This is a genomic window from Pleurocapsa sp. CCALA 161 (assembly GCF_003003995.1).
In the GTDB taxonomy this organism is placed as follows: Bacteria; Cyanobacteriota; Cyanobacteriia; order Cyanobacteriales; family Xenococcaceae; genus Waterburya.
Genome location: NZ_PVWF01000137.1, coordinates 1 through 10483 on the forward strand (window position 1 = coordinate 1; position 10483 = coordinate 10483).

Annotated in this window: 13 protein-coding genes and 3 pseudogenes; 8 read left to right on the forward strand and 8 right to left on the reverse strand. The window is 40.1% G+C overall.

The features are described from left to right. The 5 genes from C7B62_RS21670 to C7B62_RS21690 form a co-directional block, all read left to right on the forward strand. Positions 1–1563: response regulator (locus C7B62_RS21670; RefSeq protein ID WP_106242236.1), on the forward strand; the 1563-nt coding region annotated here is incomplete at its 5' end. A gap of 209 nt (positions 1564–1772) precedes the next feature. Continuing rightward, positions 1773–2105, forward strand: a complete 333-nt coding sequence (locus tag C7B62_RS21675; RefSeq protein WP_106242239.1) for an Hsp20/alpha crystallin family protein — start codon at positions 1773–1775, stop codon at positions 2103–2105. A 61-nt stretch (positions 2106–2166) separates the two neighbouring features. Beyond that, a complete protein-coding gene (locus C7B62_RS21680; RefSeq protein WP_106242242.1) occupies positions 2167–2790 on the forward strand; it encodes a GerMN domain-containing protein in 624 nt (207 codons plus the stop codon). A 414-nt stretch (positions 2791–3204) separates the two neighbouring features. Continuing rightward, positions 3205–3447, forward strand: coding sequence for a hypothetical protein (locus C7B62_RS21685; protein WP_106242244.1), 243 nt, complete (start codon positions 3205–3207; stop codon positions 3445–3447). A gap of 4 nt (positions 3448–3451) precedes the next feature. Then, entirely contained in the window at positions 3452–4171 is a 720-nt protein-coding gene (locus C7B62_RS21690) for an alpha/beta fold hydrolase (protein WP_106242247.1), read from the forward strand. A 52-nt stretch (positions 4172–4223) separates the two neighbouring features. Here the strand turns inward: C7B62_RS21690 and C7B62_RS21695 are convergent, their stop codons facing one another. Both C7B62_RS21695 and C7B62_RS21700 read right to left on the reverse strand, forming a co-directional pair. Continuing rightward, positions 4224–4706 carry a hypothetical protein gene (locus C7B62_RS21695; RefSeq protein WP_106242249.1) on the reverse strand — a complete coding sequence of 161 codons (483 nt, stop codon included), beginning with the start codon at positions 4704–4706 and terminating at the stop codon, positions 4224–4226. Between the two features lie 27 nt (positions 4707–4733). Next, complete coding sequence (locus C7B62_RS21700) at positions 4734–5426, reverse strand: Crp/Fnr family transcriptional regulator (protein WP_106242252.1); 693 nt, start codon at positions 5424–5426, stop codon at positions 4734–4736. Between the two features lie 92 nt (positions 5427–5518). Here C7B62_RS21700 and C7B62_RS25480 point away from each other — a divergent pair, with 92 nt between their 5' ends. Next, positions 5519–5716 carry a hypothetical protein gene (locus C7B62_RS25480; protein ID WP_146132170.1) on the forward strand — a complete coding sequence of 66 codons (198 nt, stop codon included), beginning with the start codon at positions 5519–5521 and terminating at the stop codon, positions 5714–5716. 30 nt (positions 5717–5746) lie between these two features. Here C7B62_RS25480 and C7B62_RS21705 read toward each other — a convergent pair whose 3' ends face one another. Next, on the reverse strand, positions 5747–6001 hold the full coding sequence (locus tag C7B62_RS21705) for a DUF1830 domain-containing protein (RefSeq protein ID WP_106242254.1): 255 nt from the start codon (positions 5999–6001) through the stop codon (positions 5747–5749). A 560-nt stretch (positions 6002–6561) separates the two neighbouring features. Between C7B62_RS21705 and C7B62_RS21710 the strand changes: the two genes are divergently transcribed. Together C7B62_RS21710 and C7B62_RS27260 are read left to right on the forward strand one after the other, a co-directional pair. After that, positions 6562–6981 carry a GAF domain-containing protein gene (locus tag C7B62_RS21710; protein ID WP_255414078.1) on the forward strand — a complete coding sequence of 140 codons (420 nt, stop codon included), beginning with the start codon at positions 6562–6564 and terminating at the stop codon, positions 6979–6981. A 15-nt stretch (positions 6982–6996) separates the two neighbouring features. After that, complete coding sequence (locus C7B62_RS27260; protein WP_370304135.1) at positions 6997–7242, forward strand: hypothetical protein; 246 nt, start codon at positions 6997–6999, stop codon at positions 7240–7242. Here the strand turns inward: C7B62_RS27260 and C7B62_RS21720 are convergent. From C7B62_RS21720 to C7B62_RS25870, 5 genes and pseudogenes are all read right to left on the reverse strand, one after another. Further along, positions 7125–7394: pseudogene (locus C7B62_RS21720) on the reverse strand (5-methyltetrahydropteroyltriglutamate--homocysteine S-methyltransferase); the annotation flags it as partial. The gene C7B62_RS27260 and the pseudogene C7B62_RS21720 overlap by 118 nt on opposite strands. A 77-nt stretch (positions 7395–7471) precedes the next feature. Then, a pseudogene (locus tag C7B62_RS21725) lies at positions 7472–8593 on the reverse strand (urease subunit alpha); the annotation flags it as partial. A gap of 83 nt (positions 8594–8676) precedes the next feature. After that, entirely contained in the window at positions 8677–9375 is a 699-nt protein-coding gene (locus C7B62_RS21730) for an urease accessory protein UreF (protein WP_106242257.1), read from the reverse strand. A gap of 5 nt (positions 9376–9380) precedes the next feature. Further along, the gene (locus tag C7B62_RS21735) at positions 9381–9896 is read right to left on the reverse strand and encodes an urease accessory protein UreE (RefSeq protein WP_106242260.1); all 516 of its coding nucleotides are present in this window, start codon (positions 9894–9896) and stop codon (positions 9381–9383) included. A gap of 266 nt (positions 9897–10162) precedes the next feature. Further along, a pseudogene (locus C7B62_RS25870) lies at positions 10163–10483 on the reverse strand (urease accessory protein UreD); the annotation flags it as partial.

Consider the following 10483-nt stretch of genomic DNA (forward strand, 5'->3'; position numbering starts at 1 on the left):
CCGTTTAATTTTGACGAGCTGACGGTGCGAATTCATGCCTTGCTGCGTCGAGAAGCACAAGCTTTATCTTCGGTATTAAAGTGGGGTAATTTGAGTCTCGATTTCAATAGCTTAGAAGTAATCTATGATGAGAAACCGTTAAATTTAACAGTAAAAGAGTATGCCTTGTTAGAGCTATTTTTACGCAATCATAAGCGCGTTTTTAGCCTTGATGGGATTATTGAAAGCCTTTGGAGTTTTGAAGAACCGCCGACTGAGGGAGCAGTTAGAACCCACATCAAAACACTGCGTCAAAAGTTGAAAAAGGCTGGTGCAGCCAAAGATTTAATCGAGACGGTTTATGGGATAGGTTATCGTCTCAAGCCACTACCAGATTCGGCAGAAGAACAAACTGAATCTAATTTCGCAGCGCAATCGCCTGATTCTACGGAAATTGCTGCTGTTTGGCTGCAACACAAAGAGGCAATGTCCGCTCGCCTAGCTGTTTTAGAAAAGATAGCAATTACCTTGAAAGAAAATAATTGCGATCAAGAATTAAAACCAGAAGCGATCTTAGCAGCCCACAAATTAGCTGGTTCTTTAGGAAGTTTGGGATTTTCTGATGGCTCGAAGCTAGCCCGAAAACTAGAAGATTTTCTGGTTCTTGAAACTTTTCCCCAGCCAGAACAAATCGAGCCTTTTAATAAATTAGTCAATAACCTGAGAGAGAAATTCGACCGTTACAATCCTAGTTCTAGTTCGGTTTTAGACAGTTCTCCCTTATTATTAATTGTGGATAATGATCGCGATTTTACTGGGCAATTAGTAACCCAAGCAGCAGCTAATAATTTTCGGACGGCGATCGCTACAACTGCATCACAAGCACGAGAAATATTTCAGCGCGATTGCCCTGCGATTGTTTTACTCAGGATATTTCAGATTAGAACCAAAACGGATCGAGATAGTCCGATAGATAGTTTAGATTTACTAGCACAACTACACCAGCAAATGCCCTTACTACCCATTGTGGTAATTGTCTCGGAAACAGCCTTATTTAATACCAATAAAAATTTTACCGAGCGTCTTAAAGTTATGCGCGGTAAAAAACATACTTTATTGGTACAGCCCGTAACTCCAACTCAGGCAATGGATGCTGTGACCGAACTGCTGCGACGTTTTGGGGCTGAAACTAAGATAATAATTGTCGATGATGATTCCTTATTCTTAGAGGTAATGCGGACAAGTCTTAAACCCTGGGGATTTGCAATTACTACCCTTAACGATCCTCATCAGTTTTGGCAAGTTCTTCAAGCTACTTCACCCGACCTACTGATATTAGATGTAGAAATGCCAGATGTTAATGGCATTGAATTATGTCATATGCTGAGAAGCGCTCGCAATTGGAGTCATTTACCCGTTTTGTTTCTCACCGCTCATCAGGACTTACAGACTCAGGAGCAAGCATTTTATATTGGTGCGGACGATTACATCAGCAAACCAGTTACGGGAACACAATTAGCTACTCGCATTCTCAATCGCCTATCACGAATCCGCACAATTCAAAGCAAAACACTTAGCTCCTGACCTCTGTACGAGCGGTTCGCAAAACGAAGGGGCTGTCATTTGAAGAAACTTCAAATAGTTTACGACGCGAAGCTAGTCATGCGCGGATACGCCCCGTTTCCTACCACTGACTCGATTTATTTTGCTCATAAGTTCCTCAAAACTTTTGCTTAATCTAAAACTAGAAAAGATAAAACTAATTTCCCTAGAAATGCTAGGAGGGATTATTAATGAGCGAACAAAATCAAACTTGGTGTCCAAATATTGAATTCAATGAAACCGACGAGGAGTTAATTCTCAAGGCAGAACTTCCAGGAGTTAAAATCGAAGATTTGATGATTAATGCCCAAATTAGATCTGTTTCGATTTCGGGAATTTGCGACCCAGATAAGTCCACAGAGGAAAAAGAAGTAATTCCTTCTCAATTTAATTACGGGCAGATTAAATGTAATACTCCTTTACCTGTAGCAATTAGACCCGAAAAAACTACAGCCGAACTTGTTGATGGAGTGCTAACTATAACCATGCCCAAGATCGGGGTAGCGAGTGCAGCTAACTTTTAATCGGTTCTGAATCAATAGTTAGCGGTGGGGTTTTTAGTTCTGGGTTTGAGGAGAAGATATTGTGAATGTACGTAGTAAATCGCCTAATTCAAAACTAATACTAAAGAGATTTTTATTAGTTGGAATAGCTGGAATTACTGCTGTCTGGGCTTTTAGAAGAGCTAGAGAACCCACCGTAAACCAATCATCTTCGAGCGTCGAATTACAGCCCGCTAAGTTCAGTCCTCAATTTTATTGGTTAGAAATAGTCGGCGATCGCGTTAAGTTGACACCAAAAACTATCTCTGCCACCGCAACTTCTCCTGAAGATGCTCTGAAAGAGGCGTTTAACAAACTGCTAAAGCAATCTCCAAATTTGGAGTTAACTACTACAATTCCCCAGCAAACACAGTTGCTCGATCTGCATATAACCGACAACGATATTTATATAGATTTATCTCAGGAATTTACTCAAGGAGGAGGTAGTAGTTCGATGATTTATCGCGTTGCTCAAGTTCTTTATACTGCTACCAGCATTAATCCGCAAGCATCAGTTTTCTTGTCAATTAAAGGACAACCTCTAAATGAAGTCTATCCCCTTGGAGGTGAAGGATTGCTCTTAGAATATCCTCTCACAAGACAAAAATTTACCAGGGATTTTCTCTTTGATTTGAATAGTTATTTACAGCCGTTTTCAGTTGAATAGATTTTGTTCAGAATTAACTGGTTCGTAGCTTTTAGCTTTTAGCTGTCTTGTCGAGCGTACATGCGAGCAAGCCCTTTGTCTTGCGCCTGTCCTAAAGGATACCGCTCCGCATATCGGCGACGCGGGCAGATGCGGCGACGGTCATACAAGCTTTTGAGGAAACCTCAAAAGACTTGACCTCAACTATGCGCCTTTCTCGACGCTTTTTATATCTAATTATTGTGGTCTACTCATATATGACGCGATATGCGAAGCGAGCTAATCCTTTAGGACGTAGGAGCTTATCCGAAGGTGTCTATCACGGATACACCTACGGATATACCCGTTAGGGAATCCTTTAGGGAAAAGCGCAGTAAAGCAACACATCAGTCATTATCAACCAGATAAATAAGTTACAGGAGTTTTTAAAACACTATGACATTGGTTTTAGAACAGATAAACGTTGAAGGTATCACTCAACTGTCTTATTTGGTAGGAAACGATAACGCAGTAGTAGCAACTGCGATCGATCTGTACGATCTGTATTTGCTTCTGGTGGTGGATATCTACCTGTTGCAATTAACATGGCTTTACGTCCCGCTTTTTCTACCTGGGTTGGCTGCGGACAATCGATCTAGAAAAATAAACACTAAGGGCGATCGCGCCTTGGTAAAGTAAAGTAATGAGCTTATTTTGCTTAATACATGGTTCAACCCAAAACTCCGAGTGCTGGAATTTATTAATTCCTGAATTAGAAAAACTAAATCACCAAGCAGTTAAAATAGACTTGCCGAGCGATCGGCAAAATGCTGGTGGAATGCTGTATGCAGAGATAATTGCCAAACAACTTGAAACAATAGAGGAAAGTGTAATTTTAGTCGGACACTCATTTAGTGGTATGTTTCTACCTCTAGTTGCCAGCTTACGACCAATTCAGCATATGGTGTATCTTGCTTCCTTCATTCCCAAAGTAGAAACGAGTATTGCTGGACAGTTATTCGATGAAAGCCCAGATCTATTCGTTCCAGACTGGGCAGAAGCTTGGACATCGGCAATTGGAGCGGGAAAGTGTCCAATCGATGATTATGAATTAGCTTTGCACTTTCTGTTTCATGACTGTACGCCAGAAGTTGCTAAGTGGGGGTTTAGTACCAGACAACTGACGAATGCCCAGGCAGCTATAAACGAAGTCTTTCCCCTAACAAATTATCCTAGTAATGTATCTCACTCTTATATAGTTTGTAATGAAGATAGAACCATAAATCCAATCTGGTCTAGAAGAGCAGCACATGATATTCTTGGAGTCAAAGCAATTGAATTGGCAAGTGGACATTGCCCTTATCTATCTGTACCTAAAGAATTAGCTTCTATTCTAGATGCAGTGTCAAAGGCAAATTCATAGTTGATAGAACTAATAAATAAATTAAAACTCTTTCAAATAAAGTTTAGGGAAACTAATCAGTTGGTACAACTTCAGAAATATCGGCTAACAGCTTATCACCACAGTAAATCATCACCGAACGATATTCCAAAACTGGTGAAGGCATAGTAAAACTTACTTCTGTCGGCGTAATTACTTGAGCAACTATATCATCAGGTGGCGTAAAGGAGATTGATAGTCTTTGAGTAGGTGGTTGTCGGCGATCGAGAATTCCAGGTTGCCATTTAACTTTATAGCCAGGGGTCGGTAGATCGACTTCTCCCGATATAACCAGCCTTGGTTCATTTTCAGCAACGCGGTCAATCCAGGCGTGCCAATTGCGACTTGACCTGGTGGGACAAGATGTTGTTGTATTTATCGGTTCAACAACTTGCTCTTCAGTATTCTGTTTCTCTGGAAGATTGGGTTGAGTGCTACAGCCTGTTACCACCACCGCTAGTACTACAAATACGATTATCTCATAAGCTAGAATGTGAAAACGTTTTTTTATTGACATTATAATTTAAATTTCAAAATATTCTTTTTACATTGATGAATAGGAAGGGATAGCAAAATATTGCCTTAAGATACTAGGATTGTGAAGAATTATTTGCTGCCGAGCGATAGAAATCGTTTGTTGTTGTTGAAGTTGTCCAAGAATTCTAGTAACAGAAACTCGATTAGAGTAGATCAAATCTGCCAAAGTTTGATGGGTTAATTTAAGTTCAATCTTAATTCCTTCATCTGTTTCAACTCCAAAGTCTCGACAGAGAACTAATAAAAAAGCAACTAATCGAGCTTCAGAAGTTCGCAGTAGCCGAGACTCAATAGTCATTTGAGCCGTTAATGAACGCGATAATAATTTGTAGAAGATCGGTGTCCATAGTTCTGGCGATTTTTGCATTTTTTGTTGGAATTTAGTAACTGTCGTCGATATTAGCGTTACTGGAGTTAGAGCGATCGCACAATACTTTGACTGTGATTTATTTAAAAGTAAAGATAGTCCGACAAAGCTTTTTTCTGGTAGTAAACCAACAAAAGTTTCTCTTCCCGTACAATCTATTCTTGAAAGCTTTACTATTCCTTGTAAAGAAAAATAAATAGTTTGTTGTGGTTTTTCTGGAGAAAGTATCTCTTTTCCCGCTTCTATCTCGGTTGAAGAGTAGTCTTTAGTTTGAGATCTTAAAAAGATTTTTAGTAATTGAGATTCTACAGATAAATTATTTTGATAATTCATGTTTTAGCTCTGAGCAAAAATTATTTTATACTGACTACAATTCTTAAAAAATTCGATAAACCGGCTAATAACTTTACGGTTCGCTCTTGCCGATGATATTTATTTTGTTTGAAGCTTTTAAAATTTGGCATTTCTTGCCAACAGTTACGGCAAAATCAGTATTCTCGACGATTACTAAGATGGTGCAGCATAATATTCGAGCAACAGGGACAACTGGCAGAAAGCTTCATGATTATTTCAACTCGATAAGAATATCAGAAAAGTTATTAGACGACTTGCTGCAAAAGTAACGGTATAAATAACAGTTGTTTTTCCTGAAACTAATTAACCTTCAATTTTTGGCAGAGAATAGTTTTAGTGACTCGTATATTTTCTGGCTGATTGTTTTGAATTTCTAATTTAAATTCTGGTACTGCTTCAAACAAAATTCTTTGCTGAGGAAATACAATTTTTTTCCAGTAAACTTTCAGATCGTCAGTTACTTGGATTAGCTGTGTTTTGCTAGTAGAGTTAACGTAGTAGCAGAGCATATTATTAACAGTTTGGTCAATTACCACTTGTTCATTTAATGGCATAATTTTTTTTTCCAAAAACTTACTTCCATTCAATACAAATCATAGTTGTGAGATTTGAGGAACTTATGAGGGAATAAAAAAAGAGCGGATAATAAATCTACCAACGATCTCAACAGTGTGGTTGGACGTGCGATTCGTTCCTGACGAAAATAGGATAAAACCTATATAAATCATGGCTTCTAGCTAACAACCAGATGATAACTGCTCGATTGATGGAGGTGCAAGCCCCTTACAAGGGTAGGTTTTTTACAATCAGGAAGAATTAACCAAAATTAGATCGTTGAAATGACTCAAGGGTAAAGGAAACAAGCGACCAAAGGAAAGAGACTGTCCAGTGAGTCCTAAAGGATACACTCAATGCGATATCCTCATTGGCTTAAGGACAAGAGTGCAAGCCGCTTCGCATAAGGATTAGCTCCTTACGTCCTAAAGGATTCCTAAAGGATTAGCTCGCTTCGCTCCCGTCACCGCTCCGCATATAATTGCGCTACGACAGTTAACAAACCATTAAGAAAACAAGAAAGAGTGGGAGTAGGAATGGAAAAAGAAGCCGAAGAGCGATCGCACGGGGAGAGACGTTAAAGAATACTTTATCAGAACTGAGCGAACAGATCGATCGCTTATCTCCCAATTTAACTTCGACTATTATAATAATGGAGAACGACGGCAGGCATTTACAACCTTTTGTTAGTTCGGGGTTGCCCCAAGAATATATTAGGGATCTCGAACGTTTACCCATTGGAGCAAAAGCTACTTCTTGCGGTACGGCAGCGTATTTAGGTCGGCGAGTAATCGTTAGTAATATTGCTACCGATCCTTTATGGGCAGACTACAAACACCTAATTTTACCCTACGGTTTCCAAGCCTGTTGGTCTGAACCGATTAAATCAAATACGGGTCAAGTTTTGGGAACTTTCGATCTGTATTTTACCGAAGCCAGACCGCTAATGTCGATCGCGATTATATTCACCAAACCCTGACCAATTTACAAAGATATTCCCGTAATTTTTCTAACTGCCAAAACTCAGAAAGCAGATCGCCGTCGTTTCTATGCCTCTGGTATTAAAGGATTTATTACTAAGCCTTTCGACCCTACTACTTTAGCAAGTCAAATTTCTGGCTTTTTGGGAATTGGTATCACTTCTGACCAACGGCGAGTTTTTAAACCGCAGTCAGGATTGACCCAAATTTGTTCCGTGGGAAGATACTGGGAACATTTACGCAAACCTTCGGTGAGGTAATTCGCGCTGGGAATGGCTGGGGAATGGACATCATAAATACCTGGCCCAACTTGACGAGGATAATCTGCATCCGTTAGCTGCATCAAAGTTTCGTTATTGCTACGGCTATCTTCGATGGAAATTACATCGGCATCCAACTGTTTGATTGAATCATATCGCTCGTATGAATTGAAGCCTGGTTTACTACAATGACTGTTGGCTTATCTAACCTGAGTTCGGGATTAGCTCAAATAATACTTTCGCCGACTCTGCCCATTGCCTGAGAATCAGACGCGATTGTACTAAACGCGCCTAAATCGTGCAAGATGTCTTCTGCTGCTAGAGTTTCCTTGCGGATGCGAGAGTCAGCGAAGGCTACATCTTCGGGAATTCTTTTATCGAGGTGATGACACACCATCAACATATCTAGGTGTTCTTCTAGGGTATTAACGGTAAAGGGGCGAGTGGTATTGTTAGAAGAAGGTAAAACATTACTTAAACCGCAAACTTTAATAATATCTGGTGCGTGTCCGCCTCCCGAACCTTCTGTATGGTAGGTGTGAATTGTTCGATCTTTAAATGCTGCGATCGTATCTTCGACAAAACCCGACTCGTTGAGGGTGTCGCTGTGGATAGCGACTTGAACATCATATTCTTCGGCAACATTTAGGCAAGTATCGATTGTTGCGGGGGTCGATCCCCAATCTTCGTGAAGCTTTAGTCCCATTGCGCCAGCCTTTACCTGTTCGACTATTGCTTCTGGTTTGGCACTGTTTCCTTTACCTAAAAAGCCTATATTCATTGGAAAAGCATCGGCAGCTCGCAGCATCATCCCGATATTCCACGCACCCGACGTACAGTTCGTAGCGGTTGTACCAGTAGCAGGCCCTGTTCCTCCTCCAATTAGCGTTGTTATTCCAGCGGAAATCGCAGTCTCGATCTGTTGGGGAGAAATAAAGTGAACATGGGTATCTACGCCTCCTGCCGTAGCGATCAGCCCTTCTCCTGCACTAACTTCTGTGGCGGGACCAATAATAATGTCTACATTATCTTGAATATAAGGGTTGCCCGCCTTCCCAATTTTACAAATTCTGCCGTCCTTGATGCCAATATCGGCTTTAACAATACCCCACCAGTCGAGAATTAAAGCATTAGTAATTACCAAGTCTACCGCTCCATCCGCGCGGGATATAGGGGACTGTCCCATGCCATCACGGATGACCTTGCCCCCACCAAATTGAACTTCATCACCGTAGGTAGTGTAATCTTGTTCGACTTCGATAAATAGTTCTGTATCTGCCAAGCGAACGCGATCGCCTACTGTTGGACCAAAGGTATCGGCATACGCCCGTCGATCTTTACGATAACTCATAGTTTTAACTCCTCTTGATGTTTTAATTTGTTTTAGACTGGGACTAAGATAGATTAAAGTTCGCGGGTTAAAATAACCTGTGACTAATTAGCAAACAACCTCTGAGCCAATTTTGGATGTTGCATCTGAGCAATATCGATCGCCAGAGTACAAGACCGCATCTGCTCTAGATTCATCGATCTAGCAGTAGACCAGACTGTCTCAATATCTGATGCTAAGTAAAGCAAAATTTGCTGGGTCTGGATGTGTCCCAAAACACCCAAACGAATAGCTGCGCTCAATATACCACTGACCAAGCTGTGTAAAAAAGCCAATACTGTATTTTGTTCGCTCAAACCTGCGATCGCTGCCACCGCACCAAAGATAACTGGATGCAAACAGTGTATTTTACCTTGAGCAGCTTCTCGGTTAAGAATTTCTAATCGTTCGTCTTGCCAAGTAGAACTGCTTACCATTAACAAAGCCCGCCCACTTTGGCGCTGGGTTTCTCTAATTTTGGCGATCGCCGTTTGGGCGAAAAGCTGACTATCGGCTTGTCTTGCTGCTTCTAGATTGCCGTCGTTAATACCCCGATGACTATGGAGTAAAGCTACTAGATCGGTCGTTCCTACCTTATTATGTAAAAGTAGCTGCAAAAAAACTTGTAAGTCTTCCACGGAATTAATTTTTCCAGTTTGAACTAAACTTTCTAGCCCGTGAGAGAGAGTAAAAGAACCAGTGGGAAAAAAAGAATCGGCTAACTGCATCATTGCAAGTTGCTGGCTGATTTGGGACTGGATCATTAGCTTTAATGGTGATGATGAGAATGAGTAGGGTCAGAAAAGTTGAGGTGTTGGCTGGGCGATCTCGATTCATAATCTATTTTCAAACCAGGAATCTTGAAATCGGCGATCGTCGCTTCCATCACTGCTTCATCTACTGCTAGCTGGAGATAAATTTTGTCTTTTCGGACTATTATCGGCCAGTGATGATTACCTAAAACATGACCTAGATGGATTAATTTAGCAGGTAAAGTATCTGCCGATGAACTAGAGAAACTCAGCACCATTAATTTTTGTGGTACTAAATGAATTGAGACTAATTTTCCCGACTCGGTTTGAAATACATCCCCTTCTTGTAAAGAAAGTTCGCGACTTTTAATAATCCCTACAGCAATGCCAGAATCAGTATGAGCGTGAATTCTACCTTTAACGCGATCGCTTTGACCCAGATGAACTTCTAAACAATTTTCTTTGGTTAATCGTTGAGATAGTTCGCTATTTTCTTGAATATTTCCTAGATATTGATTAGCTACTTCAGTCATCTTTTTAATTAATTGATATTAATCACTTCGCTTTAGTTTATTTGTTTTTAACTCTTAGCTCTTAGTTTTTAGAGGTTCTCTAAAAAGTCTCAATTGTTAAATTAACGCCCCCTAAATCCCCCAAGTATGGAGGACTTTAAATCTTTTTCCCCCCAAAATTGGGGGGCTGGGGGGGCAAAACTATATTTACTTTAAAAGGTAAATGTTTTCATAACTTAAGCTATATTAATAGTATTTTTTGATTCACATTAAGCGTTAATTATTAACTATTTGGCGATGTAAGGTAAGGCAGGTTGATTGGCTAGATTACGAATATGTTCTAAAGCGAGCTTAAAATATTCTTTAAGTTGAATAGTTTTATTAGCAAAAGCGCGAATTAGTAAGCCACAATCGCTCGGTAAAATTGAAGTGGCAACCATAAGATTAGGAAATTTATTTACCTGTATATCTTCTAATTCTTTACTTAATAGTTTTAAATCTAGATTAGGATAAACTGCGATCGCATTGCCTATAATTGGCAAAGGTGCAAATAAATGATTATCTTTAAAAAGATTAGATTTCCCTTCTAGGCGCATGGCATCAGTAAA